The 25381-nt window shown below is 39.2% G+C and carries 26 protein-coding genes, 2 tRNA genes and 1 other RNA gene; 7 read left to right on the top strand and 22 right to left on the bottom strand.

The features are described 5' to 3' along the window. Positions 1 to 6 precede the first annotated feature (6 nt). Entirely contained in the window at positions 7 to 1383 is a 1377-nt protein-coding gene (locus ED605_RS02085; protein ID WP_121977265.1) for a matrixin family metalloprotease, read from the top strand. Positions 1384 to 1582: 199 nt separating this feature from the next. Here ED605_RS02085 and ED605_RS02080 read toward each other — a convergent pair. The 5 genes from ED605_RS02080 to ED605_RS02060 all read right to left on the bottom strand — a co-directional run bounded on the left by ED605_RS02080 (position 1583) and on the right by ED605_RS02060 (position 4998). After that, a tRNA-Glu gene (locus ED605_RS02080) sits at positions 1583 to 1656 on the bottom strand. Between the two features lie 6 nt (positions 1657 to 1662). Further along, positions 1663 to 1734 (bottom strand) — tRNA-Gln (locus tag ED605_RS02075). A gap of 328 nt (positions 1735 to 2062) precedes the next feature. After that, positions 2063 to 3547: an ATP-binding protein gene (locus tag ED605_RS02070; protein ID WP_121977264.1), complete on the bottom strand. Its 1485-nt coding sequence runs from the start codon at positions 3545 to 3547 to the stop codon at positions 2063 to 2065. After that, positions 3544 to 4281, bottom strand: coding sequence for a response regulator transcription factor (locus tag ED605_RS02065; RefSeq protein WP_121977263.1), 738 nt, complete (start codon positions 4279 to 4281; stop codon positions 3544 to 3546). Before ED605_RS02065 ends, ED605_RS02070 begins: the two co-directional genes overlap by 4 nt. Before the next feature lie 18 nt (positions 4282 to 4299). Then, a complete protein-coding gene (locus ED605_RS02060; protein WP_121977262.1) occupies positions 4300 to 4998 on the bottom strand; it encodes a cysteine peptidase family C39 domain-containing protein in 699 nt (232 codons plus the stop codon). Positions 4999 to 5115: 117 nt separating this feature from the next. Here ED605_RS02060 and ED605_RS02055 point away from each other — a divergent pair, with 117 nt between their 5' ends. Beyond that, a complete protein-coding gene (locus tag ED605_RS02055) occupies positions 5116 to 5901 on the top strand; it encodes a Cof-type HAD-IIB family hydrolase (RefSeq protein ID WP_121977261.1) in 786 nt (261 codons plus the stop codon). Between the two features lie 49 nt (positions 5902 to 5950). After that, positions 5951 to 6319: a transfer-messenger RNA gene (gene ssrA, locus ED605_RS02050) on the top strand. Positions 6320 to 6736: 417 nt separating this feature from the next. Here the strand turns inward: ssrA and ED605_RS02045 are convergent. The 10 genes from ED605_RS02045 to ED605_RS02000 all read right to left on the bottom strand — a co-directional run bounded on the left by ED605_RS02045 (position 6737) and on the right by ED605_RS02000 (position 12635). Further along, the gene (locus ED605_RS02045; RefSeq protein WP_121977260.1) at positions 6737 to 7063 is read right to left on the bottom strand and encodes a hypothetical protein; all 327 of its coding nucleotides are present in this window, start codon (positions 7061 to 7063) and stop codon (positions 6737 to 6739) included. A 1-nt stretch (position 7064) separates the two neighbouring features. Further along, positions 7065 to 7292 carry a hypothetical protein gene (locus tag ED605_RS02040; RefSeq protein ID WP_121977259.1) on the bottom strand — a complete coding sequence of 76 codons (228 nt, stop codon included), beginning with the start codon at positions 7290 to 7292 and terminating at the stop codon, positions 7065 to 7067. A 538-nt stretch (positions 7293 to 7830) separates the two neighbouring features. Beyond that, positions 7831 to 8388, bottom strand: coding sequence for a hypothetical protein (locus ED605_RS02035; RefSeq protein WP_121977258.1), 558 nt, complete (start codon positions 8386 to 8388; stop codon positions 7831 to 7833). A 32-nt stretch (positions 8389 to 8420) separates the two neighbouring features. After that, positions 8421 to 8702 carry a hypothetical protein gene (locus ED605_RS02030; protein WP_121977257.1) on the bottom strand — a complete coding sequence of 94 codons (282 nt, stop codon included), beginning with the start codon at positions 8700 to 8702 and terminating at the stop codon, positions 8421 to 8423. Positions 8703 to 8736: 34 nt separating this feature from the next. Beyond that, complete coding sequence (locus tag ED605_RS02025; RefSeq protein ID WP_121977256.1) at positions 8737 to 9096, bottom strand: pathogenicity island protein; 360 nt, start codon at positions 9094 to 9096, stop codon at positions 8737 to 8739. A gap of 240 nt (positions 9097 to 9336) precedes the next feature. Further along, positions 9337 to 10824 carry a DNA primase family protein gene (locus ED605_RS02020; protein WP_225419022.1) on the bottom strand — a complete coding sequence of 496 codons (1488 nt, stop codon included), beginning with the start codon at positions 10822 to 10824 and terminating at the stop codon, positions 9337 to 9339. A gap of 12 nt (positions 10825 to 10836) precedes the next feature. After that, positions 10837 to 11607, bottom strand: coding sequence for a bifunctional DNA primase/polymerase (locus tag ED605_RS02015; protein ID WP_121977255.1), 771 nt, complete (start codon positions 11605 to 11607; stop codon positions 10837 to 10839). Continuing rightward, the gene (locus ED605_RS02010) at positions 11600 to 11935 is read right to left on the bottom strand and encodes a hypothetical protein (protein ID WP_121977254.1); all 336 of its coding nucleotides are present in this window, start codon (positions 11933 to 11935) and stop codon (positions 11600 to 11602) included. The genes ED605_RS02015 and ED605_RS02010 overlap by 8 nt, the downstream gene beginning before the upstream one ends. 215 nt (positions 11936 to 12150) lie before the next feature. Continuing rightward, positions 12151 to 12447 (bottom strand): hypothetical protein, encoded by a 297-nt coding sequence (locus ED605_RS02005; protein ID WP_121977253.1) that lies wholly within the window; start codon positions 12445 to 12447, stop codon positions 12151 to 12153. A 2-nt stretch (positions 12448 to 12449) separates the two neighbouring features. Beyond that, entirely contained in the window at positions 12450 to 12635 is a 186-nt protein-coding gene (locus ED605_RS02000) for a hypothetical protein (RefSeq protein WP_121977252.1), read from the bottom strand. A gap of 145 nt (positions 12636 to 12780) precedes the next feature. On the opposite strand from ED605_RS02000, the gene ED605_RS01995 reads away from it, so the two are divergent. Both ED605_RS01995 and ED605_RS01990 read left to right on the top strand, forming a co-directional pair. Beyond that, on the top strand, positions 12781 to 13638 hold the full coding sequence (locus tag ED605_RS01995; RefSeq protein WP_121977251.1) for a helix-turn-helix domain-containing protein: 858 nt from the start codon (positions 12781 to 12783) through the stop codon (positions 13636 to 13638). 44 nt (positions 13639 to 13682) lie between these two features. Continuing rightward, positions 13683 to 14834: a site-specific integrase gene (locus ED605_RS01990; RefSeq protein ID WP_121977250.1), complete on the top strand. Its 1152-nt coding sequence runs from the start codon at positions 13683 to 13685 to the stop codon at positions 14832 to 14834. A gap of 258 nt (positions 14835 to 15092) precedes the next feature. Here ED605_RS01990 and ED605_RS01985 read toward each other — a convergent pair whose 3' ends face one another. From ED605_RS01985 to ED605_RS01970, 4 genes are all read right to left on the bottom strand, one after another. Further along, a complete protein-coding gene (locus ED605_RS01985; RefSeq protein WP_121977249.1) occupies positions 15093 to 16430 on the bottom strand; it encodes a hypothetical protein in 1338 nt (445 codons plus the stop codon). A 278-nt stretch (positions 16431 to 16708) separates the two neighbouring features. Beyond that, complete coding sequence (locus ED605_RS01980) at positions 16709 to 17368, bottom strand: ABC transporter ATP-binding protein (protein WP_121977248.1); 660 nt, start codon at positions 17366 to 17368, stop codon at positions 16709 to 16711. 92 nt (positions 17369 to 17460) lie between these two features. Next, positions 17461 to 18273, bottom strand: a complete 813-nt coding sequence (locus ED605_RS01975; RefSeq protein ID WP_121977247.1) for a hypothetical protein — start codon at positions 18271 to 18273, stop codon at positions 17461 to 17463. 346 nt (positions 18274 to 18619) lie between these two features. Further along, positions 18620 to 18841 carry a hypothetical protein gene (locus ED605_RS01970; RefSeq protein WP_121977246.1) on the bottom strand — a complete coding sequence of 74 codons (222 nt, stop codon included), beginning with the start codon at positions 18839 to 18841 and terminating at the stop codon, positions 18620 to 18622. A gap of 367 nt (positions 18842 to 19208) precedes the next feature. Between ED605_RS01970 and ED605_RS01965 the strand changes: the two genes are divergently transcribed. Together ED605_RS01965 and ED605_RS01960 are read left to right on the top strand one after the other, a co-directional pair. Then, complete coding sequence (locus ED605_RS01965) at positions 19209 to 21200, top strand: cation:proton antiporter (protein ID WP_121977245.1); 1992 nt, start codon at positions 19209 to 19211, stop codon at positions 21198 to 21200. 146 nt (positions 21201 to 21346) lie between these two features. Beyond that, complete coding sequence (locus ED605_RS01960) at positions 21347 to 21841, top strand: hypothetical protein (protein WP_121977244.1); 495 nt, start codon at positions 21347 to 21349, stop codon at positions 21839 to 21841. Between the two features lie 250 nt (positions 21842 to 22091). Here ED605_RS01960 and spxB read toward each other — a convergent pair whose 3' ends face one another. From spxB to ED605_RS01945, 3 genes are all read right to left on the bottom strand, one after another. Next, positions 22092 to 23849: a pyruvate oxidase gene (gene spxB / locus ED605_RS01955; protein WP_121977243.1), complete on the bottom strand. Its 1758-nt coding sequence runs from the start codon at positions 23847 to 23849 to the stop codon at positions 22092 to 22094. Positions 23850 to 24096: 247 nt separating this feature from the next. After that, a complete protein-coding gene (locus ED605_RS01950) occupies positions 24097 to 24495 on the bottom strand; it encodes a pyridoxamine 5'-phosphate oxidase family protein (protein WP_121977242.1) in 399 nt (132 codons plus the stop codon). A 96-nt stretch (positions 24496 to 24591) separates the two neighbouring features. After that, a complete protein-coding gene (locus ED605_RS01945; RefSeq protein ID WP_121977241.1) occupies positions 24592 to 25341 on the bottom strand; it encodes a tyrosine-protein phosphatase in 750 nt (249 codons plus the stop codon). Between the last annotated feature and the right edge of the window lie 40 nt (positions 25342 to 25381).

Below are 25381 nucleotides of genomic sequence, written 5' to 3'. Positions count from 1 at the left end.
CTGAAAATGACGGTAAGAAAGAAACTATTTTCAAGTTTATTACTCGCGACATTAGCTTTTTCAACAGGCTTACTATTAAATAATTCGACAAAGGCAAGCTCATCCGTAAAAGTTATTTGGCGCCAGAAAATGAACCACTTCACCTATCAAATCAATCAGTCAAAAGCCAAAAAAGCTTATGCGTATTCTGCTAAACTTGGGAAAAAAGTATTTAAACTTTCGAATTACAAACAACAGTCATTTGTCACCTACTATCACCAAAAGCTGAACGTTCGAGGAAAATACCGAATTTATTATTACGTTAAGAGTACTTCCGGGAAAAAGGTTGCTGGCTGGGTTTGGCGTGGTTATCTGACAAAACTTCCTACAAAATCGATGGATATTAAATCAGAAATCGGTGCAACCGTCAATTCAAAAAATCAATTAATGTCTTATATTAATGCATCACCTGATTTGGATCCCGATCTAACCATCCTTGGGTTCGAAACTGATGTATACGCTAAATACAAGACGCTTTTAAGCCAACAATATAACTTAGCCCAATTTGCCTCAACCGGAGTGTTTGAAAATCATCACGCAACGATCTACGTCGCGGATAGTCGATTAACCGATGACGTAAACACTGCCATTACACGTTGGAACAAAGCTTTAGGTAAGGATGTTTTTTCCATTGGCAGCGCCACTAATCATACATTAACAGTCAAATTCACTGATGCTTCTGATAAGCAATGGGATGGGTTATTTAACGGTGACACAATTGAAATTAATCAAAACCGCTTTACAAATCCCAATTATGCCAGCAACAACTTGGCGACTTCATCTGTGCTTGAAGCAAAGTTAGATAACATTTCATCTCAAGCCTCGGATTTATTGGATCTCACTAATTCGCTGCTCACAAAGCTCCGAACAAATTATCAGCTCCAGTACATGGCATTAAAAAATAAGTACGATAACGCAAGCAGTTCAACGACTAAAGCAAACATTGAGAAACAAATCAGTGATTTAACAACTAATTATGAAACGCAGGACAAAACCATTCGCAGCAACTATGATTCTCTAATTTCATCATTACGTCAAGCTGTTAAGAACGCCTATATTGAAGAACAGCCATCCATCTCGCAAGCTTCAACGACTAATTATTGGACAACGGTCATTATGCATGAAATGGGCCATGGACTTGGACTTTATCATACACCTTACCAAAGTGACGTTATGTTTGCTTCTTCAAGTACAGAGCAGGACCCGGATGCGACACCAAGTCCCGTTAAATACACATGGACACAGTCTAAGGACCCTTCCGATGCCAGGGCCTATATCTCAGCTACCCTAACCTCTCGAGACGTCGATAGAGCTAAATTAGCCGGTCTCCTGGGTTATTGGTAAAATCGTTTTAAAGATTAGTTTAAAGAGTACCTTGGATAATTCTTTCGTTTAGAAAGGTTACCCAAGGTACTCTTTAATTGAAACCCATTCATTGTCATACCGGTTTTGATTTAAAACGTTATATTTCAAGATAAAAAGATCCTTAAACACTGTACTAACAGCATTTAGAGATCTTTTATTTTTACATATTCTCAATTAATCACCCGCACGGGGCTCGAACCCGTAACTCCGCCTTGAGAGGGCGACGTCTTAAACCAGTTTGACCAGCGGGCAATAAGATTGGGTATACTGGGGTCGAACCAGTAAATTACGGATTCAGAGTCCGTTGCCTTACCATTTGGCGAATACCCAATTAACAAATATCACAGTTAATAATACTATCGATTTTTGCCCAATTTGTCAATATGAATTTACCGGAAATTTGAATTTTGTTCAAACAAATCATCAGTATTGCACCAACCGGGTTGTTGTTTTATACTTCTAACTGTGAATCTATTCCACTCAGTAGATTTACTCCATTTTTTACAAATAGTCCATCCAAATGTTGTCGTAGGCGTTGGATGGGCTATTTTCTATTACAGCGCTAAAAAATCGAAATTAATCCAAAAGTCATTTAAATTAATTCCGATCGTTTTTATTGTTTAGTTTTGTTTAGTTTTGTCTCACTAGCGAAAAACAATCAGCTTTCCGTGTGGGGTTGATTATTTTCAGCAACTTTTCTTTCAGCATCCGTTTGATCTGGAATAATGACCGTGAAAGTTGTCCCTTTGTGGGGTGCCGAATCAACCGAGATCTTACCGCCATGCTGCTGAACTAATTGATGGACAATTGCCAGCCCCAAACCTGATTCACCATATTTTCTGGCTCGTCTGGAAGCATCGGCTTTATAGTATCGTTCAAAGATATTCTTTTGCTGTTCCCTTGTCATACCAATTCCCGTATCCTTAATTCGAACGATGGTTTCATTGTACCCTCGTTCACCAATCAGAGAAATCGTCCCGTTATCCGTAAATTGAATCGCGTTATTGGTAATGTTAAACACAATTTGCACAAATCGATCATAATCCGCATAAATTGGCAATTCCTCAGGAGCTTGAACTTCGAAGTGATCTTTTGATTCGGCAGCTTTGCTTCCCAATTGATCAACAATATTTTTCAAAACTTTAGTCGCATTAAAGTGACGTTTTTCAAGTCGAATTGAATTTGAACGAATCTTTTCATAGTCCAAATTTTCGTTAACCAACCGAATCAACCGTTGCGTTTCGTTGCTCATCAGATCAATGCTTTTTGCCCGTTGCTCTTGAGGAATTACATCGTATTTAATACCTTCCAAAATTCCAGAGATTGTCGTTAATGGCGTCCGCATTTCATGTGCTGCATCAGCCAAAAATTCTTGGCGCCGTTCTTCTTGTCTTTGAATTTCCTGATTGGCCTTCTCCAAAGATTCCGTCATATGATTAAAATCCGTAATAAGTTCACCGATTTCATCATTGCCACCGGATTTTACCCGGATTTGATAATTGCCATTTGAAACCTGAGTGGCTGCCGACCGTAACCGACTAATGCGTCGATTCAGCCGACTAGCAATGAAGAAGCTGATAATCATTGAAATAATTAATGAAACGCCAAGTCCTTTCAACAAGTCCCGATTAATGCGATCCACATTTGAATTCACGTCAGAAATAAAAGCACCGGCACTCACTACCGCTACTAATTTTTTATTGTAATAATAAGGCTTTAAAATTTCGATCATCGCTGGCCGGGTCTTGCCATTACTTAATTTGAAGTTTCGATTATTTACTTTTCTAACAATCTGATCTTTTGCCAAATGTCGCCAATCATTTTTCGTCACTTTGGGTGATAAACCGTTATTTGGATAAATCACCTGATTCTTTTGATTAAAAACGGTAAAGTGAACAGACTGATTCTCTAACAGCGCCTGAGTTGTTTTTAAAGTGCTTAGGCTAAATGTGACCTTTTGACTGCTCTTTGAGTTAACCGTTAGTGACTGTTGAACCAAACTATCAGAGTATTTTTCGAGGCTTCGCCATTCATCATCATAAACAAAACTTTTTGACATTCTACCAAACGAAAAGCCAAGCAAAAGGATTGTCACGGCAATTACCAGGAAAAAAGCCAATAATTGCTGATAAATCATTTTCATTTCTTTTTATCCACTTCGCTATCGTCAAATTTATAGCCAACACCCCAGACAGTTTGGATAACCTGCGGCCCGACCCGTTCGATTTTTTGTCGCAATTTCTTAATATGTGCATCAACGGTTCGTTCATCACCGTAATATTCGTAACCCCAAACTAGTTCCAGTAATTGTTCACGAGAAAACACCTGGCGCGGCTTTTGGGCCAATGCATTCAACAGTTCAAATTCCTTTGGCGTGAGTTCCGGAATCAAGTGTCCATCCAAATAAGCTTCTCGCGTATTAGTATTTAACTTAAAATGATCAGTTTTGATTTGGTACTCTTTTTTCTTCTTTTCTTCCGTCTGAGCCGGTTCTTCTGTCTGGGCTTCAGTATGTGCCCGACGCTGTAAGGCTTTAATTCTGGCCACCAATGTAATCGGCGAAAATGGTTTGGTTACGTAATCGTCTGCCCCCATTTCAAAGCCCAAAACTTGGTCACTATCAGAATCACGAGCCGTCAACATAATAATCGGTACAGACTTTGACTTGGCACGAATTTCCTTAGCGACTTCCATGCCGTCCTTTTTGGGCAGATTCAAATCCAATGTAATCATATCCCAGCTTTGGGGATCTTCATTAAACATGTCAACGGCTTCGATACCATCATAGGCAAATGAGACGTCCCAACCTTCCTTTTGGAAGAACATCGACATCATTTCCGAAACCGATTTATTATCCTCTATCATCAGCAGTTTCATCGTTTATCCCCCAACTCTCTAATAACTAATAGCTTCTAGGTTACCATGAAGCCAATGCTTTTTTAAATGGTTTTCCGAGATTGATTCCAATCGACCAGTCCACGGATCGTTATAAAAATATAGTTTCCTGTTAAAGCCAGTTAAAACAATTAAGCTGGATTTCAAATTATCAAGCCCACCAACCTTTAAAATAATTGGCCGTCTTCTTAGTATCTGTTTGTCCAACTGTCGTAAATTAACCTCATTTAAGTCTCTAATCGAGTGAGTTTCAGAAATAATCAGGTCGCTTAACCCAATTAAACCAGTATTAGTTGACTGCCACTCTTCAATTGCTGTCCGCAACTGTTGTTCTGAAATTTGGCAGCCGGCGGTTTTCAGTAACATTGCTAAAGCCGCTAGCTGATTATCAATATCTGCCTGAGTTGCCTGCTTAATGGCAGGAACATCCAATCTTCGAAATGTCTTGCGAATATTTCGCTTGGGCAGCCATCCTGACAAGTCCCCATAAGTAAAGTGATACCAAATTTGCTTATTAAAAAAACTAATTTGATCAATTAAAAAATCCTGAGTTCTAATTTCATCCGGCACTTTCACCTTGCGACTGGCAGCGGTTATTTTTGGGCCTTCAGCCGCAAGATACCAGTGTTCTCCGGGGATTCTTCTGAGTCGCACAAAAAAACGATTGGTTTTTTCATTAGCGATGGTTGTTTTTTCCATTTCTTTCTCACCCCATACTACATCTATTTTAACAGAAAATAGGCGACTTGCTTGAAATGCACTAAGATTGTTATGATAATATAGTGATGTTTCGTTTCCATAAATTAAAAAATTAGGATGGTTAAATTCATGTATAAAGGAATTGCATTTTTTGATCTCGATCATACCCTACTAAACGAACAAACCAAGGTTGACGATGAAGTTGCCAGCGCAATGAAACAATTACGTCAAAATAATGTTCTCCCGGTAATTTCAACGGGACGAAACATTTTTGAAATTCCAGAAATCTTAGCAAAAACTGAGATCGATACAGTCGTCTCCGCAAACGGTGATTATGTCATTTTCGAAAATCGACCCGTTTACGAAGCCACCATCAAACCGGAAATTGTGACTAATTTCATGACCTATGCTAAGTCGATGAATGAATCAACAACCGTAATGAATAATCTGGGTGCCGCCATTAATTTTATTACTGATGACACAAAAAATAACTACCAGTCAATCAATACCCGAATTCCGCCATTAGGTGCTGACGAGTACGTTCATCAGCATCCAATTTACATGATGGTTGTTAACACAGTCGGTCACGATGAAAAATATATTAATAAGTTTGATGATACACTGACTTTCTATCGAAATACACCTTTTAGTATGGACGTAGTGGTTAAAAATGGGTCAAAAAAACGTGGCATTCAAGAATTGATTGCTAATGCCAAGTTAACTGGAATCCCCACTTACGGATTTGGCGATGGTAATAATGACATCCCAATGCTTCAATACGTTGATCACCCGGTCGCAATGGGCAATGGTCTTCCCCACGTTAAAAAATATGCCGAATTTATTACTACTGAGAATACTAACCACGGCATCGTCAACGGTTTGAAACACTACAATTTAATCTAATTACTTCTAACTAATTTTGATCTATGATATAATGCTATTGTATTGATCTGGGGTCGTTAAGGATTCGACGGGTATAGGTCGAGCTTGGATTGCGTTTCGTGCGGCGGCACGTTAAAACGCCCAGTTTAAATTATAACTGCAAAAAATAATAACAATTCTTACGCTTTAGCTGCCTAATAAGCGCTTAGCGTAGATCCTCCCAATCTCGCCCATGGGTTGGATCTGGGTCTTAAATTTAGTGGGCTCACGCAGTCGGCTCCCACCTGAAGTCAACTGAAGAGATTAATCAGGTTAGCCATTTATGGGTGCCTTGATTTGCGGCGTTTTAAATGGTGAATGCCAAGTAGTAAATCTATGAACGTAGATATCTGAGTGGCGATATGCTCGGACGCGGGTTCGACTCCCGCCGACTCCATTGAATGAAAAAGGCTGACTTTGATTAACGCTTGAAACGTTGATAAATCAGCCTTTTTATTTTCTTACAATCCGTTTTGAATCGAACAATTTAGATTCAATGGTAAGCAAATCGGTAAGCACAAAATCACACATATAAAATTAATGCCAGCCGCGAATCGATATACATCCTTCTTTGTGAGGGATGTTTTTTCATTAGTAATAAGGCTATCTGTTTAGTACAACATTCTTTTAGCTCAGTTTCGTACAAATGTGTACTTAACAAGTTATACATACAATCTTTACCTCGTCACTTGTTATTTAAAACTTGTCCTTAACCATGCATTTATTTGTACTGCAAAGTAAAAGCTCTGTTGTTTTCAACTAGCTTTGGTTCTGGACATTTTTGGCAAAAACGCCAGCAAGGGCATAAATTTGCCATTCAATTATCTGGATACTTCTTTTGCAATTCTTTCAAATGCTCAATTGCCTTTGGATCTTTGAGAAGGCCCTCCTTTAGAAGCGATTCATAAAATTTTTTCACTGATAAGTCATCTTCTTGTTTTTTAAAGTGACTTACTGGTAATTGAACGCTCTCACTAGGCCACAACGGTGTGTGCAGTCTTAAATAGGTTTGCAGGTGAATATCTTTAAGCTCTTGCTCCGTATATTTTTTCTTAGGTTGTATTTCTTTAGACTCTGGTGGATTGTATTCTTTCAGAGGTACATTGCCAAATTTCTTTCTCTTTAACCACTTGCTAAAAAACATTTTATTTCACCTCGGGATATTTCTGATGTAATTCATTCAAAAGCTTAATATCATCCAAATGGTTCAACTGTCCTTTTGCCTTCAAAGACTCCAAAAACTTCATCCAAGCAATGTCTGTTTTCCTTTGCATCTCTGGACTCACGGGCTCCTGTCCAACCGTCACGGGATAAAGAGGCCCGCTTAATCGATAATCAGTTAACCACTGCTCTTTTGCTGACCGTTTTTTCATTACTTATACGCCTCTCGGATCTTTTTAAGATAAGGTTATATCTCTAGTCCTAACTTGTCCACTGCTTTTTAGGGTGTTGGAATTGTTATTAACAAGAGTTATCCCATTTTAGACAGACTAGTCGATCTCACGGCTGAAAACTCAGCCTAGTTAATCTCGTGGCCGAAAACTCGGCCGCCAAACTGCTTTTATTAATGTCGTAATTCTGCCTAAAAAATCTCAACAAATCTTGGCATCAATACTAGTTTTTACTAGGGTGCTAAAAATCTATCAATCGTGGTCAAACGGTGTTACTATGCGATTTTTACTCCCTTAGAGAGTGTTGCAACGCTATGCAACATTGCAACGTTTTGTGTGCATCAATAATTCAAATCTGTGTGCAATTATTATTAAAAGGGAAGTTCTTTAGATTCATGCTACTTTCCCAACTCATAGCCATTAAAACAGTATTTATAATTAAAGAGGATACCCAAATAAATTGGATAACCTCAATATCATTGCTGTTCGAATTGTGCTTAAGAGTTTTGCCTAACAGTAATCAGTGCTTTTTAATTGGTTTAAAGGGGATGTAGTCGCCATTGTCAAAACGAGGCGGGGTTACAGGCGTATTACGAAATTCGGCCGCCGCTACTTGTGATAAATCATGATTAATGCGGCTGGTTTCTTTCAACATCACTTCACGGCGTTGCTGATCTAATTGTTTGGCTTGATCTTGTAATTTTTCGATCTTATCATCAAAAGTCGCTTGTCGCTGCTTAAGCAATTGTTCTTCCAGGCTCTTGAATACTTGTTGATAGAAGTCTTTAAACGTCGGTGAAACGTCTTCTAACAGCTGATTACGCTGTTTAGTTGCAATGGCTACCGACTGCTTCAATGTATTGACCTTTTCATCAGCATCCCGCTTTGTTCGAATCACATCCGGGTCATAATCGGGTTTCCCTTTAGTTTCATTTTCAACCTGCTGACGTTCCTGCTGAGCCTGTGTTAACTGCTGCTTCAAGCTTGTTAGATCATGATCGATTTTGCCAAAGTGTTGGTTAATGAAGTCAGTAACTTGCTGTTGATACTGGTTGAATTCTTTTTCGGATAATAACATTACTTCTGATCTCCTTTTTTGGATGGATGATTTTAAAATGGCTTTTTAAAGTATGGCGTCTTTTGAGGCTTGTTTTTCTGGTTAGCCTTGGCAACCCGGGCGCCTAATTCAAACCCTCGTTTTTCCGTATCCTTATCGGTTGTAGCGGCATTATGTTGTTGCTCGAGTGTTAACTTTTCGTTATCGGTAAACCAACCAGGAATTGATTCCCCATTGCTTTTAGCCGTCTGCTTTAAAGCTGCTTTCAAGTTTCGATAGGCTAAAGCCTCATCAAGTTCAGTGTTGTTATTTGATTGATCTTTTTTAGTTGTCATGTTATCTAGCCCTTTCCTTAATTTGCTACGTTTGCTAAAGTTTTTCCGGTTGGCGATGGCTTGCTGTAAAGCCAACTGGCAGCCAATGGGGATGTTTATAAAAACGTTGTTTACTAGCAACTGGAATATTTAAAACAACTCCGTCTGTAAAATAAATTGACGGACTAACCTGCCGCATTTCAACCATTTGCTTATGGATCAATTCAGCAATTTGGTTAACCGCTTCTTGATTCCACCCACTCCAAAACCATAGGCACATGCATTGTGATGATGCAATTTGCTGATTGCCTTGCCATTCAAAGCCACAATTGTCAAAGATTTGTTCAATCTCAACAAAGCTGGTTTCATCGTGTTGGCTAACATAATCCATAATACTTTGTTGTACTGCGTTCATTGATTTCACCTCTTAAATTAGCTTTATATAAAAACAAGTTGCGTTTATTTCTGGAACTCTGGAACTTAATGCTTCCATTGCTGATACATCAGCGTTTTAACAGGTTCCATTTCATTTTAAATGTAGAACCGCGGTTCCGTTTTTAAATCTCAACTCTGTAACCTTGGTACCAGCTCTTTAATTTATTGGAACTCGTCAATGCTTTGTCATATCAAGGATTTACCTTGACTGGTTCCAGAGTTACACTTTTTTATCAACTCTGTTTTTAATTAAGCAATTGTATGCTTTGCCTCTTTCTGGTAATGGTGCCGTGTAGACTGCAATTTCGTCCTGTTTCGCCATTAATTGAACTTCTGTAATTTCAGTAGCTGATAATTTGGCCTTCTTCTTTTCGTAATCTGGATTTAACTTCATAAAGCGACGCACAAATTTAGCTTTACCAAGTGGCTTTAATCCATTATTCTGACAGTATTTTTTATAGTATTCGTATAGGTAGTAAGTGGGGACTTTATTAATGTTCAACTCATCGAAAAACGTTTTCTTAAAACCGATCAACGGGTCGTTGTCAATTTCAAAGTTGTTCAAGGCCTCTTTAGAGGCGTCAGGAATATCAAACTTCTCAAAATCAAGTTGTAAAGCTCGATATAAAACGTATTCCAAGACGTCACTTCTGGTTAGGTAATCATCTTTAATCTGCCAATTATCATTGCTACCATCAAAGTGATTATTAAACGGGACAATGATAATTCGTCGCATGGTACCGCCCTTATTGTGAAAGTTTGGCAGCCCATTGCAGGACTGAATGATGGTACACCTCAAATAGATTGAGAAGCTGTCACGGCCTTTAAATTCAATCGTTACGACATCCCCAGTCACAACGGAGTTAAAGTTGCTTGAGTCTTTAATATAGATGTCTGGTGGAATGTCATCCCCAATACAAACCGTTTTACCCACTAACAAGCCTAATTTAAAGCGTTCATCAAATTGATTAACCTTTAAGGCGCCGACATTTTGGTGACCAACCAAGTTTTCAATGAGCCGTTGAAACGTTCCTTTGCCGCTGTTACCTTGTTCGCTATACAAGAAGATGGCTTTCTTACGGGTGTAGTTGCCGTTGAGGCTGTCGTTAATCACTTCCCACAACAACTTAATGATCTCATCATCACCACAAGCCAATTCTTTCAGCCAACCATCTACCGTCCAACCATCAATGTTAGGTGGTACAGGATTATCAACGTAGCGAGTGGCTATTTTAGTGGTAAACACGTAATCCGGGCTAAAGGGCATTAATTCATGCTTGTGCAGGTTCCAAATGCCATTAGCAACAGGGACTAAATACCGATCAACCGTGGGTTCTTTAATTGGGGCATCATTTAGCATATGGTAAATGATTTCGTCGGCCTGGCGTTCATTAAACGGGGCGTACATCCGGGCAATTAGTCGCTTGATATATCGATAGTTTTGTGTGTAGATGCCTTCACGGGGTAAATACACCGCTAATCGCTCATTTTCATCCCCGGAAAAGATACAGGTTTTAAAGTGCCTTTCCATGATCTGCGCGCCCCCTAACGTAGTAAGCGGGGGTAACGTATTACTTTTAACTTGTTGCTCGCTCTGGTGTTGCTTCTGCCACTGCTTAACGTCATTTCTTAGAAACTGAACCGCACTTTGCGACTTGGTGAGTTGTTTATCACGCTGTCCCATCAATGCTTTAATTTCACTATCCAACAGCCAACCACCTCACTTTGATAATTCCCGTTTAAGAATCGACTTAAAAATCGTATTAAGTTCCCTTTCCGGCAGTGCTGGGGTTAAATGATCGTTTGCAAACATTAATAACTCGTAAGCCGTTTGACTGTCACAACGTGTCGCCAAAATCTTGCCCAATAAAGAGGTTAAATAAATATTTCTTTCGCCTTTGTTAGTGCCACTAACAATTTCATCTAATAGCGTGCCTGTCCAAGTCTTTTCAAAAGGCTTATTTTTAAATTCTGGCGGCTTAAGAGGTTTGCAACCCGTTAATAACCAATCCGGCAGATAATCAACTGACATTATTTCATTGTCTTTAACTGGTGTATAACGTCGATTATCAATGACACTGGGCGCCACGATGATTTGTTTAGTTTTTAATTCAACTGAATCAGTCAACACCTTATCTTTCAAAACTACTTTGGACTTAAAGAAGTAATGCAAACCATCGTGCGGCGTTGTCTCTACATATTTGGAAGTTAAGGGTCTACCGGCTTGTTGCCATTTAAATAACGTCAACTTGCCGTCATTACTGTCATGATTGTCAATATCAACGACGACTAACCCAACTGTATCTAAACGAATGCCAATGTTTGCATTGCCAGTGTTGAACCAATTTCTGACCGTACTTTGATTAGTAGATGCATCCAAATAGCCGTGAGTAGTCATAGGAACTTTGCTATTTGCTTTTAGTGGAAAGACAGGGATGCCTTGCTTTACCAGCTTTAGCGCCCATTGTAGCGGGTCATATCGATCAAGCATGTTTTTCTGCCTCCCGTTGTCTTTCTGCATAGTAGTCGTTGATAAACTGTTGCAAATCATTAGCAATGTCTTTAATTGACTGATTAGCAACGTCTTGCAATGTTTCCATGACGTTAAACCGTTGTTGTAAGCTAAACGCCAATAGTCTTAAATGCTTAAGCTCATCTTCTTTGTCACTAGGAGAGTCTAACAATGGCCTAAAATTCTCTAACTCTTCTCCCAGTAGTTCAGCCAAAGTACTTGTTTCGCTTAACTTAACCTGTAAATATTCAACCTTTGAAATATCCAAATTAATCACTCCTCGTGTTAAAATGGACACATAAAACATAAAGATAACCTCAATTTTGGGGACATGTATCTTTTGAAAATTGTTTTATTGAAAGTCTGTACCGACTCGCCAAAGTTTGGGTACAGGCTTTTTTACGTATCCATTTTTTCATAACTGTGTCCTTTCGTCGTGTCTGCTACAATTTTATTTTTTATTCGATCACCTCCTAAAAGTTTTTAAATAGCGGAAACTCCGTTCACGGCTGGCATTTTTCTTTATTTGATATATCCGTTATTTAAAATAAAACTGTTAACCTCATCCCGATTGAAAAAGGTGATTTTAGGGCAAACGCTCAAATGATGAGTTGGCAGCCCTAATTCTTTCACCATACGAGTGATTACATCGGTTGAAACGCCCAAGTAGGCCGCCAAACCGGTTTTGTTAGCAATCCACTCACCTTGGTTGGCCTTGCGTTTGGCTTGATCTACTGCCACGGAAATAGCAGCAAATACTTGTTGTCTAAGCTCTTCACTGGCCTCTTCGGGTAATTTCACTTGCAATGGCTCTGTCATGCTCAATCATCCCTTTCCTTTGTCAACTCATTGATCGCTTTTTCAACACGCTTATACCGTGCGCTACTTAATGGGAGACGTAGCCATTTTGAAAACGTAGAGTCAGCTATTCCGATTTCATTAGCTACCTCCCACATTTTTAGACGCTCATCGGAAATCTTGCGTCTAATAATTTGATTGTTTTGCATTTAAATCACCTCTTTTTGCTTATATAGAGTTCATTATTTTTGCTATATGAATTCTATATAAACAGAATAGCTCATTCGTTTATAAAGGTCAACAGTTGATGATGTTGTTTTTTTGAAGTACAATTTGTATAAGGAGGTTTTGCAATTGAAATCTAATATTCCACAGTTAATGAAGAAAAATGAAATCACAGTCTCACAACTTAGCAAAGAAACGGGTATATCTAGAACAACGATCACTCCGCTTTCCAAATCAAAGGATATTCCTTTCAAAACACGTATTGAGACATTGAATAGAATTGCTAAGGCATTACATACGCCTCTGAGCGACTTATTTTTTGAAGAAGATTATGAGTTTTATTTAAAAGGAAAGCCAATTGAAGCGGGAAAATTTATGAATAAGCAAGTAATATATCCTCGTCCTTTGCCATATTATATTTTTCCAATTGACGTAAAAACCGAGACGCAGCACTTTACAACTTTTGTTGGGGTAGAACCAGTCATGGGGCCTGTTAATATAACTCGTAGTGATCTTTTTCAAATGGAAAAAGAAGCAAGTGACAAGTCAAATAACACAACGTTTAATGCCATTAACTCTAACATTCGTGAAGCGATGATTAGAAATAATGTTGAATTCCAACTTGCAATGCTTCGATGCTCATTTGTGCAGAGACAAGAAATGGAACAATTTAAACGAGAACATTCTAAGGCTGCGGAAAAAATATTTAATCATACCCCATCAGATTTAATGTATTGTACTAATAACACAATTGGTAAATTCTTGCGTATCGCCAACTTTGAAGAAATGTCGCTGAAGATCTTCAATTGGTACAGCAAGAAATTTAAAACAGCATCTAAAATTGATGTGTCTTGGTATGCTTCTAAAAAGATCAATGGTGAAATAAGCATTGTCGAGATTCATAACAGAGGCAATAAGCAAACGACGCTTGAATTACCTATTGAATGGGGCGATGGCATTTCTTTAAATTCGATATTAACCGATTAATCTTACATACCGTTCACGGCTGGCACCGAAAGGACGGTTACCTTATGGCAAGCATTACAAGTTATTCTTTAAAAAGTGGCAATAAACGGTATTTATTTCAGGTCTACGCCGGTTTAGACCCTCAAACTGGTAAACCAAAACGCATCATGAAACGAGGCTTTAAAACGAAAAAAGAAGCCGCCCTGGCAGCTAATCGATTGGAACTTCAGATTAGTCAAGGTGACTTCAACAAAGATAATAATATTTTATTTAAAGTGGTCTATGAGCAATGGTACCAAGGCTATAAGAACACCGTGCGAGAAAGCACGATCGCCAGAACCGCTGGTATGTTTGACAATCATATTTTACCGTATTTTGGTAATAAGCGAATCCGGACAATTACCCCTGCTCAAATTCAAAAGGCGGTCAACGATTGGTTTAAAATCGCACCGCGCAATTTCAAGAAATGGTTTAACTATACCACAAATGTTTTTGATTACGCTTTAAAACATGATTATATGCACGGTGACAATCCCACTAAAAAAATAACCATCCCTAAACGCAAAGCACAATGGGGTAAAAGTCATGACAACTTTTGGGACAAATCACAATTAGAAACCTTCTTTACGTATATCAATCCAAATGAAGAGTTGGAAAAGTATACCCTGTTTCGAGTTCTGGCTTTTGCTGGTATCCGTCGAGGTGAGTGTTTAGCATTAACATGGAATGATGTTAATTTCAGCAAATCAACCATGAATATCAACAAGACACTTACGCAAGGGATGAACGGGAAGCAAATCATTCAAGCACCTAAAACCCTCGCTGGTCGTCGTGAGATTACTTTAGACAAGAAAACTTTGCATTATTTAAAGCAGTGGCGGGCTTTGCAAAAGCGTGAGTATTTAGTTCTTGGCTTTAATACTCTGCAAAGAGGTCAATTAATCTTTGCTAACACCAAAAATGGTTATAAGTCGCTCAATACACCTGCTAAATGGTTAAAGAAAATTATTAAGACTCATCATTTGAAGTCGATCACGGTTCATGGATTCCGACATACTTCCGCCAGCTTACTATTTGAGGCTGGGGCAACTATCAAAGAAGTTCAAACTCGATTGGGCCATGACGATGCTCAAACAACACTTAACATTTACACACATGTCACTCAAAAGCAAGACAATCAAGCGGTAGAAAAGTTGGCTAATTTCCTAAATTTTTAACCAATGGTAAGCAAATCGGTAAGCATTTCGGACTTTGCATGTTGCAAAATCCCTTACTATTACGGGTATAATGGCATTCAATTAAAAACCGTACTCAATACCCGCCGACTCCATTGAATGAAAAAGCTAATCGTAATTGATGTTTTAATCGTCAATTGCGATTAGCTTTTTTAAGCCTACTTGAATTGATCTAATTTCAAACAAGCTGTTACGCAATTTTTGCAACGCTAAAATAGGCCCTATTCCTCTTTGCATCGGTCAACTAATCAGTGAATTATACCAATCCGCGGAATGATTCAGGTAAGCCATCATTTCAGCATCAGCATTGGGTCCGGTTAAAGTTGCAATAACCCGTTCTTTACCCACAGCCTTCTCGTGATTTATCACGCCAGTTAATTGATTAAAATGCACACTGACATTACCGTTTTTAAGAAATTCAAAATGCAGATTAAATTGAGCCGTCCAGTGACCATTTTCATATTTATATTGGGTGAACCCATTTTGATTAACATATCGATAGATGGTTGATCTTAATGGATTAATCATCCCTCTAAGTTTCTGTTCGTGGCCACCAATGCTAACAAATTGATAAGATGGGGCAATATACCAGATACCATGACGCAGCGTTGGCTGATTATTTGAAATACTAAAAATGTTCTTGGTTGAAACGTATCGTAACCGATCACGACAATCGACTAACGATAAGTTCTTGTTTGGACCATAACCGGTCCCATAAACTTTAGTGATTGGACCTTCATTCATGTTGGAATCAGACTGCGCTCTTGGATTTTCAAAATCATAAGTCCGCGAACCAAAAACTGTGGTAACCGTTTTAGCGATATTGTAAGTTTTGATAGGCTTTGCCCGATTTTTCAATTTTGATAATGTCAGTACCGGGTAAAAGGAATTAACGTCTACCCAATAACCATAAGGGTTGGTCTCAATCATGGGTAATTGAACCTGTTGACTTTTCCCGATAAACAAAGTCATCATTGAAATCCTAACACCCTTTGTAGCACCGATTTCGATCATTTTAGGGATATTTGAATTTTTACGTTTCAAAAAATTAATGACTGTTTTTTGCTGACTAGTAGTTGGCACTTTAGTATAGGGTTTAATTGCATCCGCATTCATGATCCCAAAAATACGATTGGTCGTCGCCATTTTTCCGGAAGAATTTGCAAACTTCTTATCATAAGGAATGCTTGACAGTAACACATGCTCAGTTGGATAACGATAACCGCCACCCTTGATGTATGAACCCGGAATAAGGTTACCATGCCAAACATAACCTTTAAGCCGGTTGTTAGCGCTACGAACATAATAATAATTGCCATAGTGGCTGTTTGTTTGAATAACAACCTGTTTTGTTGAATATAAATTAGTATGCGGATAATATTTCAAGTTTGCTAATTTCTTGGTATGCTGGCTGTTCCAAACATACACCGATTGACGAGACCTACTTAAAAATGACGTTTTCTTAAAAGTTTGACTAGTTGTGACTTTTGCAGCTGAAACAGATGTTATGTGAATTGAAATAATTGAAACTGCCAGTAGTGAAATTGCAACTAATGTTAGCCATAGATTGCGCTTCATAGGTCCAACACCCCCTCTGATTATGATTAATTCTTATTTAATTCGATTTAATCCCTTCACATTCTTTCAATTAGTGATCGGTAATCCTCCAAGAGCTTACTTAATGAGTGACGTTATATTAAAGTAAGCCAGTTCACTATAATTAGAATTTAAAATGACCTTTTACAAAAAGCCCCTTTTCTATCTACATTTTATCATGAAGAATAGAAGAGGAGGTTCTTATACTTAATCGTTTAAACTATAAATATTAAACTATCAACTAATCATCTCTTACAGCCTCATCCCCAAACCCAATTGGCTTTAACCTGATCGATAATTTGGCCATCATCAATTTTTAAAATGACATGACTTAGCATGTTGAGGGCCTCTTCATCTTGACTTGCTAAAATAATTGTTGCCCCGGAATTCGCCAATGCTTTTAATATATTTCGGAGATTCCAAACACTATCCTCATCAAGCCCTGCAGTTGGTTCATCAAGTAACAGTAACTTTGGCTTTTCAAAAATTGCTTGGGCAATGCTCACTTTTTTTCTCAATTTAGGTGAACAATCGGCAAGCTTGATATTCCAGTCTGCTTCACTCAGGCCGAGGTTTTTAAACGTTTTTTTAATATCATCAGTTGAAGCAACATTCTGAATCTTACTTAAGGAGACTAGATTCTGTAAGCCGGTCAGTTCATTCAAAAATGGTGTATTTTGAAAAGCTACTCCGACATTTGGTGGAAAATCAATGTTATCATGCAAAGCCTGCCCATCAATAACGACTTTCCCAGATGAAGGAACCAATAAACCGGCAATCGCTCGAATTAGCATTGTCTTGCCGGCGCCTTGATCCCCAACTAAGCCATAAATCTGTCGATCCTCAAATTCAAATGAAACGTTATTTAATATTCGACGGTGTTTAATCATTTTTGAAATATTAACCAGCTTAACGGTCATTATTTGAGTTCCTTTCAAAAAAATAATTGCCAAATGCCAATGCTTACGAACTATTTTGTGCCACACTTCAACCCATGTTATCCGGTTTTAAATTAATTAAAGTAGTAATGCCGACTTATAAACTTAATCATCAAATTACAACCAACAATTACTAAAAAGCAGATCCCGAAAAACCACAAAAGTGAGGCCAGATAGTCGTTCCAGTCATATTCAATAAATGGCTGCATAAAGTACGACATGCTATGGGGCATGACAATCATTAAAAGCCAAAATCCAAACGATAATGTATAAGCCAAAATTGCCTTCTTCACTAATAGAACTAAAGCATAAATGACGACAGCATATAATCCAAAAGCAGCACTCACGACAATCACAAACATGCTGTAAGCCAAGTACGAATGACTAATTTCCATATTTAATAAATGAGAGCTTGATGCACCAACTTCCAGTCCTAAAAAGTCTGTTCCTCGATGAAAAATAATAATTGAAATAAGAAAATCAAACCCAAACAAAGCAGCAAAAAAAGCTGTGAAAATACCAAAATTAGCGCATTCACTTCGTAGTAAACCACGATTAAGGCTTCCTAATCTTAAATAATGAGTCCAATGGCCAGTTACTGGACCTTGATCCAGTGCTAAATGAGCATTAATTAAAATCAAAAAGATTGGTAGAGCAACTATCAAAATGATAAAAAGATCACCTGAAGAATTTGCTGACAAAAATGCGGCAGTCGGTGGATTGATCATTTCATCAGCAGGAGCGCCATGAAATCCCCTGCCAGAATAGTTCATAAAGTAGGTATACCAAGCATTAATTTGCGATAGAAAAACCATTCCAATCATGACCGCAATGGTGACCAAACTCTTTTTAGAATTTTTAATGGCAACCAGTTGACTTAATAGCAATTAACCACCTCCAGGCATTAAAAGCTTAAATTATTTCCAAGCGTTAGGCAATGAATAGTTTACAAACCAAAACTCACTTTAAGCAATCGTGGTTGTGATTAAAATCGCCATTAATTAACCCTAATTGAAAAAAGCTACCGACGCAACCCGAAGCGGTAAACTTTCAAACAAAAATCTTGATTTGTTCATATCTTTTTCACAATATTCATAAAAAATTCAAAAATATCGTCATCCCTGTACTTACATTGTCAGACACAAAAAGGCCACTATGGGTATTAAATTTTACCCGCGGCCTTTTTTTAATTCGATCGGTATTCGAGCACCTAAAATTTCGAAAAAGGATAGTTTAATCGGATTTTCTCGTATTCTTTGGTGCAACAAAAAAAGCGATCCACAAAATAAAAGTTAAAACTAACAACCAGCCCATCATTCCATGGGGTTGATTATGCGAGATCCAAGGAGTTGATGCCCAAAAATTGCCATTGATAACCATTAAACTAATGGCAGCAATCAAAATAATTGATGAAATTCCTGCAAGCAATAACAATATTCTTTTTAGATTTAACATACTTTCCTCCGACCCTCTCCAACACTTAATGGTTTTAATGATAACACCTAAAAGCGAGTACCAACAACCGACCATTAAGCTTAATTCACCTGCCAACATCAAGATACAACTTGGCTTGCTATTACCAACAAGTTCATGCTATACTTCATAGCGGTGCCAAACCAAGGTGAGTTCGTAACGATCGGCGCATATGCGTTCAGAAGGTCGAAGCGGCTCACCATTTTTGTTTGTCCAGAATTCTAAACAAAAAATAAACAACGTCTCCTTTTCGCTTAACTACTTACTTTTAATGCACTCTAACACCCTTTTCGACCTATAAGTGCTAAACTAAAACCGTTAATGAAGCGAAATACGAGGAGGGTTGAATATGGACCAGGTGTTATTATTAATTATCATTTTGGCAGCTGTCGTCTTGGCTAATATTTTAGCGCGATACTTTACAAAGATTCCGCTGCCTTTCTTTTTAATTTTTCTAGGTATTTTATTGGCGGGATTACCAGTTTATAAAGATTTTCACCTTGACCCATCCACCTTTGCATTAGCGGTCATCGCGCCAATGCTGTTTAATGAAGCCCAAAATAGTTCCCGATTTTGGATTGGTCGATCAATTACCAACATTTTATCGTTGGCGGTTGGATTGGTACTGGTAAGCGTGTTAGTGGTTGGATCCGGACTTCACCTAATTTATAGTGTCCTACCGATTAGTTTGGCCTTTGCCCTGCTGGCAATTGTGACGCCAACCGATGCCTCGGCTGTTAACTCAATTTTTGAGGCAAATCCGATCGCTGAAGAACAGGCTGGGATTCTCCAGCATGAATCTCTATTTAACGATGCGGCCGGCATTGTGTTGTTTGACATGGCATTGGCTGCCTTTATTTCCGGTACGTTTTCGATGGAAAGTGCAATCGGCATCTTTCTTTGGGAATTTTTAGGCGGCCTACTCTTCGGAAGTCTGTTAGGTGTCGTAATTGTTAGTATTCGACTTTTTTTAATCCGCTATAACAATGACACCCCCTTGGTGATGGTTTTAATTCAGCTACTAACGCCATTTTTGGTTTACCTCTTAGCGGAAAAGTTAGCCTTATCCGGGATTTTAGCTGTTGTAGCCGCCGGACTTGCCCAAGGATCCGAACGTGAAAAATTACGTCTAACCTCTTCACGAATGCAACTCATTACCACTAATGTTTGGGAAATCGTTTCTGGGATCCTGTCAGGAACGGTGTTTGTCCTATTAGGGCTTTCTTTGCCTGAAGTGACGACGGGTATGCAGGAATCGCCTAATCCCAACTTTGGTGTTTATAAATTAATTGGAATTGGCATTTTGCTTTATCTCTTTAAGGGTGCTATTCGGTTGCTTTGGACTCGTTACATGCTCAAACGTCGTGTCAAGACCCACCATGAATGGCGCGACAGTCTGGTGATGGCCTTAAGCGGTGCCAATGGAACGATCACCCTTTCACTGGCGTTTTCCATGCCTAACGTAATTCACGGCCAACCGTTTGAATTCAGAGGACCCTTAATTTTTCTGGCCGCCGTTGTGATTTTAATTAGTTTAATTATGCCCACCATCTTCGTTCCCCTGCTACTACCAAGTCAAAATCCAACTCAGCCTCGATATCGGTGGGTTCGCCGAATGATCCAAGCAGCCATCAGTGATTTAGCAAAAGAAAAAGAACACCCCGAAGAAGCTCAGGTAGTGATTGATTCTTTACAGCAACAGTTGGTCTTAGATGGGACGCCCAGCCTGAAGCTTCGTCGGCAGCTTATGAGTGAAAGTCATCAAGTTGAACTACAGGCAATTCAAAAGTTATATGACGAAGGTAAAATTACTAAAGATGAGCAATATTATTATGGTAAGTTTTTGCAATTAAATAACTTTTCTGCCGATGAAAAGATCTGGAAAAACGTGCTTTTAAGGGTTCGGTTCAGCCTTCATATTGGTAGTATGTATAAAAATATGAGTCGGGCACAGGATGCCTTTTTGACAGCCCCAATTATTTTGGAAGAAGTTTATTGGCGCGAACAATTTGAAAAGCACAACGAAGATATTTTACCAATTGAACAGGTTGGCTTTGATGCTGTGATGGAGTTTCTTAGAACCAAAGACGTCAAAAGCGGTGTTGAAGCTAATATGGTCAAGCGCTTCTACCGCACCCGTCATCGCCGGATCCATGGCAAAGATGTGAACGGAGACATCGTTTACCAAATGTTTCTACGCGCCTTTCACAGCGAATATGAATTAATTCAGGAAGCTTTAGGCTCAGAAAAAATTGATTCATCATTGGCTGAAAAACTACAACAACGTATTTCAATTGATGAAATGACTTATCTTCAGAACACTGAAATCTTCAGTCGTTAAATTCAGCTGGTTAAAAGTCTCGAAAAGTATCATTTGGTGATTGTTTTTCAAGGCTTCTTTAACTATCCGACAAATAGCTTTTGTTAAGCCGGCTTTAAATCAATGTTATACTTGAGCAAATAGCGATATTAAGGGGATGCGTTTTTATGCAGGATCAAACACCATCGCGAATGCAACAAAAACGGTCAACACAGCAAACTAAGAATACCAGACACACCAAACTGATTATTTTTTTGATCGTCTTAGTGGTCATTTTGGGAGGCTTCCTATATATTGGCCAACAAATTCATGAATTAGGGGACGCCCAACGTCAAACCAATACAATTTTAGATAAACCAATCAAAAATACCGTGGTCAAAGTTGTTGAACCAAAGTTGCCTCAAGAAGTCCGTCCCCAAGTCGTTCAAATCATTCAGGACGAACCGCTCTATCGATTGCAGCAAGCCGCCGTTAATCCAACCACTTTTCAGGAAATTGCCAATAAATATCAAGTTCCTGAAAAATACGTTTATCCAGCTAAACAGTTTTGGTTTAGTCAGCAGAATCAGGAACTGCGAAACGATGTTTACCATGCGCAGTTGCTTCAATTATTGTCTGAATTAAAACAGCTAAATCGCTCACTTGGCAACAGCTCGCAATAACTTGAATGGCGCGGCCGTTTATTCCTAAATTTTGCCACGCTAACCATCTTATCCAATGTGGCGCACCAAATGAATCGGTAAATTGGTCGTTTGTCCTATCATTTTCATGTAATCACTCGCATCCCAGAAATCCGATCCTATCTAAGCAAAAATCATATCAAAAAAAGCTTCCGAATCAACGTTGACTCTATTCAACATCGTATTCGGAAGCTTTTTTAATCTCGTTTAGATTAGCCAACTCACAGTGACATTACGCTTCAACGTGATGTTTCTTTAAGAACTCACTTAAAGGAACCAGCTTGTCGGCATAATAACGTTTCTTGAAATCACTAATTGTCTTTTCATCATATTTATCCGGATCCAGGGTTAATTTCTCAACCGGAATTGGTCGCTCATTAGTAATCTTAACGTCAATTAGGACCGGTTTGCCGGCTTTAGTCAACTCCAGTGCCCGGTCGAAGGCAGGTTTCATCTGGTCAACCTTGGTAACCGTAATTCCAGTCATTCCCTGGGCTTCGGCGACCTTGGCAAAATCCGTCTGTGGCAAACTAATACCGAACCACTCGTGGCCATCGTCTTCCTGCTCGTCTTCAATGAATCCAAGTGCATCGTTTGAAAAGACCACGTTAATAATCGGTAAGTGATAGCCAACCTGGGTGCTTAGATCCTGCATGACCATGGCTAACGCACCATCGCCCGCCAGATTAAAGACCTGACGAGTTGGATAACTCAATTTAGCGGCAATGGCACCGGGAAGACCGACACCCATTGTGGCAAATAACCCCGATGTGATCCATGGCTGCTTGCCATTAACTTTTAGCAACCGGACAGCATTTTGAGTGACATCCCCAACATCAACGGAGAAGATCGCATCATCTTCGGCAATTCGATTGATTTCTTTAAATGCCGGCTCAAATCGCAATTTCCCATCGGTTTTATTCATCATGTCATCATTGTATTGATGCCAATTAGCTACGTTATCCACGTTTGCGGCGTACCAATCGGACGGCTTTGCGTCTTCACCCAATTCAATGAAGCGCTGTAGGGACTTCTTAGCATCTGCCAAAATAGCGACTTCAGTCTTGTGACGTTTGCCGAGAACCTGTGGATTACTATCGATTTGAATAAACGGCACATCCGGTTTAAACATTGCTTCAGCAAATGGATAATTGGACCCAACAAACAACATCAAATCAGTTTCTTGTAGTGCCTCATTAGCCGGCTTGGAAGCCACTCGCGCAGCTGAACCTAGTAACGCTTCAAAATCATAAGGGATAATTTCCTTACCTAAGGCTGTTGTAATCACCGGCATTTGAAATTTCTTAGCAAACTGCATGACTTCATCCGCAGCACCATAAGTGCCTTGACCAACGTAAATTAACGGCTTCTTAGCTTTGGAAATCAATGCCAATGCCTGTTTGATCTGGTCATCAGATCCCGGGCCCAATACAGGTTTGGCAAAGTTAGCTGCTGAGCTGTAATACCCATCAGCCGGAATTGGTTTGTTGGACAGATCATTCGGGATCGTCACAAATGCCGGTCCGTGTTGGGCAAACGCTCGACGAATCGCTTCATCGAGAATATGCGGCAGACTTTCAGCCGTCATGACTGTTCGTGCATAAACCCCGGCATCTTTAAACCACGGATTTTCATCAAACTCTTGGAAGAAGTCTTGATTCATTAATGCTTGAGGATTTTGACCAACGATAAATAGAACCGGGACTTTATCAGCCATCGCATCATAAGCCCCTTGGTATAGGTGAGTGGCACCAGGTCCGGCAGAGCCGAATGCCACGCCAATGTGGCCGGTTAATTTACTATCGGCAACAGCGGCTAAAGCGCCAACCTCTTCATGACGAACATGAATATACTGGATCCGATCTTTTTCAGCATCCAGCGCATACATTAAATTATTTACTGTTCCACCCGGAATGCCGTAAATATGATCAACGTGCCAGCTTTCAAGTGTTCGTAATGCTGCAACTCCTGAATTAATTGCTTCTGCCATTGTTAAGACCTCCCAAATTGTCGAATCATTTCCATAACCACATGATAGCGATATCATTTAGGAAAAACAAACAAATGCACTTATTTTTTGTAACCACTTAAATTGACTTTTAGGCAGCCATTTGGCCTTTAAATCGAGATAAATCCTAATCCAAAAACTCACTACCAATCATTCAACCTGATTCCAGATCAAAAAATTAATAGTGAGTTGATGTTTGAGTTGTTTCTAAGTTATCTAATGAGTTCTTTTAACCTTCAAACAATTTACCAGCCTTTGGTCCTGGATCCAGCGTCCAGATCTTTTCAATCGTAATCACACCGGCACCCTTTGGCACTGGAAATTTGCCTTCAGCCCATTCTTTGGCTTGATCATAGTAGGGCCCATCGGTATACAACTTGGCCGTTCCGCCAAAGCGAAATCCCTTTAACGCCTTCGCGTTGGCCACAGCTACAATTGCTTTACCATTATCATTAATATTTGCTTGGGTTTGACCACCCGTCATCTCATTGTAAATCAAATGCTCATCATCCAGTACCCGCATTGAGATTTTAGGGCCAACATCCGGATTACCTTCTGAGTCAACCGTTGAAATATAGGATAATTCTCCCAAGATCATGTCTTTCATTGCCTGATTTAGTTTTGCCATTACAAAAATCCCCCTCTTCAATTGTGTACTTGTATTTTAGTGCCGGTACCATTGGCAAGCAATGATTTAAGCTCACAATCGAGGGAGGCGTCCCTTTCAAACCCGGTCAACGTATTGATGACGAAACAGCGTTACAAAGTTTGGGCTTAATTTTAGTCCGTCAGTCAAATAGGTTTCAAAGTTGCCATAATGTTGATTAACCGTTACGAAAAAGCGTTGCAGATAACGTTGGTCAACAACCAATGCTTGGCCAAGGGCTTTTTGCTGGGCCTCAGTTAACTGGTCAGACAATTGTGCTAAAATTTTTTCATTTGCCTTTTTTCGTGATTGATTTGTCTTTAAATAATCGTCGAAAATTTCTTGATCACTGACCCCAGCTATTTTTAAAATGAGGGCTGAGGCAACACCAGTCCGATCCTTACCAGCAAAGCAGTGAAAAAAAGTTGGCTGAGGCGTGTCAACCAGTTCTTCCAAGAATTGTTGATAACCCTGCTGCGCTGATGAGCTAATCGCCAACTGTTCATAAGTGGCTAACATGACGTCACCAATGTCACCCGCATGATAAACCATCCCTTCAATGCTGACACCACTTTTCTTTGCATCAACCAAGACATCAATTGGTTCATAATCTAAGCCGCTCCAGGTACTATCAGGATATTGAGTGCGTTCCGCAAGACTTCTGAAATCAATCACCTTTGAAATTTTCAGCCGATCACGTAAAAAAGCAAGTTGTGTCGGCGTCAGATCAGCAATTTGCCCACCACGATATAAAAGCCCCGCTTTAAAACGGCCACCATCGAGTGTCGAATAACCGGCTAATGGCCTAAAGTTTGTTAATTCTTCCATTGCTTTTCACCTAACTTAAAATTTTTAATAATCAGCAACC

Origin of the sequence: Lentilactobacillus raoultii (assembly GCF_900411375.1) — a bacterium.
Classification (GTDB): Bacteria; Bacillota; Bacilli; order Lactobacillales; family Lactobacillaceae; genus Lentilactobacillus; species Lentilactobacillus raoultii.
The sequence above is the reverse complement of the archived record's forward strand: the minus strand, read 5'-3'. Positions and strand labels throughout refer to the sequence as shown.

Bases quoted from the DNA above. Each gene is read 5' to 3' on its own strand.
- ED605_RS01985 (WP_121977249.1), bottom strand. From the start codon at position 16,430: ATGAAGCGCAATCTATGGCTAACATTAGTTGCAATTTCACTACTGGCA.
- ED605_RS01980 (WP_121977248.1), bottom strand. From the start codon at position 17,368: ATGACCGTTAAGCTGGTTAATATTTCAAAAATGATTAAACACCGTCGA.
- ED605_RS02035 (WP_121977258.1), bottom strand. From the start codon at position 8,388: ATGTTATTATCCGAAAAAGAATTCAACCAGTATCAACAGCAAGTTACT.
- ED605_RS02040 (WP_121977259.1), bottom strand. From the start codon at position 7,292: ATGAAAAAACGGTCAGCAAAAGAGCAGTGGTTAACTGATTATCGATTA.
- ED605_RS02015 (WP_121977255.1), bottom strand. From the start codon at position 11,607: ATGCTTGATCGATATGACCCGCTACAATGGGCGCTAAAGCTGGTAAAG.
- ED605_RS02055 (WP_121977261.1), top strand. From the start codon at position 5,116: ATGGTTAAATTCATGTATAAAGGAATTGCATTTTTTGATCTCGATCAT.
- ED605_RS01960 (WP_121977244.1), top strand. From the start codon at position 21,347: ATGCAGGATCAAACACCATCGCGAATGCAACAAAAACGGTCAACACAG.
- ED605_RS02005 (WP_121977253.1), bottom strand. From the start codon at position 12,447: ATGACAGAGCCATTGCAAGTGAAATTACCCGAAGAGGCCAGTGAAGAG.
- ED605_RS01965 (WP_121977245.1), top strand. From the start codon at position 19,209: ATGGACCAGGTGTTATTATTAATTATCATTTTGGCAGCTGTCGTCTTG.
- ED605_RS02060 (WP_121977262.1), bottom strand. From the start codon at position 4,998: ATGGAAAAAACAACCATCGCTAATGAAAAAACCAATCGTTTTTTTGTG.
- ED605_RS02030 (WP_121977257.1), bottom strand. From the start codon at position 8,702: ATGACAACTAAAAAAGATCAATCAAATAACAACACTGAACTTGATGAG.
- ED605_RS02065 (WP_121977263.1), bottom strand. From the start codon at position 4,281: ATGAAACTGCTGATGATAGAGGATAATAAATCGGTTTCGGAAATGATG.
- ED605_RS02070 (WP_121977264.1), bottom strand. From the start codon at position 3,547: ATGAAAATGATTTATCAGCAATTATTGGCTTTTTTCCTGGTAATTGCC.
- spxB (WP_121977243.1), bottom strand. From the start codon at position 23,849: ATGGCAGAAGCAATTAATTCAGGAGTTGCAGCATTACGAACACTTGAA.
- ED605_RS01950 (WP_121977242.1), bottom strand. From the start codon at position 24,495: ATGGCAAAACTAAATCAGGCAATGAAAGACATGATCTTGGGAGAATTA.
- ED605_RS01945 (WP_121977241.1), bottom strand. From the start codon at position 25,341: ATGGAAGAATTAACAAACTTTAGGCCATTAGCCGGTTATTCGACACTC.
- ED605_RS01970 (WP_121977246.1), bottom strand. From the start codon at position 18,841: ATGTTAAATCTAAAAAGAATATTGTTATTGCTTGCAGGAATTTCATCA.
- ED605_RS02085 (WP_121977265.1), top strand. From the start codon at position 7: ATGACGGTAAGAAAGAAACTATTTTCAAGTTTATTACTCGCGACATTA.
- ED605_RS02045 (WP_121977260.1), bottom strand. From the start codon at position 7,063: ATGTTTTTTAGCAAGTGGTTAAAGAGAAAGAAATTTGGCAATGTACCT.
- ED605_RS02010 (WP_121977254.1), bottom strand. From the start codon at position 11,935: ATGTTTTATGTGTCCATTTTAACACGAGGAGTGATTAATTTGGATATT.
- ED605_RS02025 (WP_121977256.1), bottom strand. From the start codon at position 9,096: ATGAACGCAGTACAACAAAGTATTATGGATTATGTTAGCCAACACGAT.
- ED605_RS01990 (WP_121977250.1), top strand. From the start codon at position 13,683: ATGGCAAGCATTACAAGTTATTCTTTAAAAAGTGGCAATAAACGGTAT.
- ED605_RS02000 (WP_121977252.1), bottom strand. From the start codon at position 12,635: ATGCAAAACAATCAAATTATTAGACGCAAGATTTCCGATGAGCGTCTA.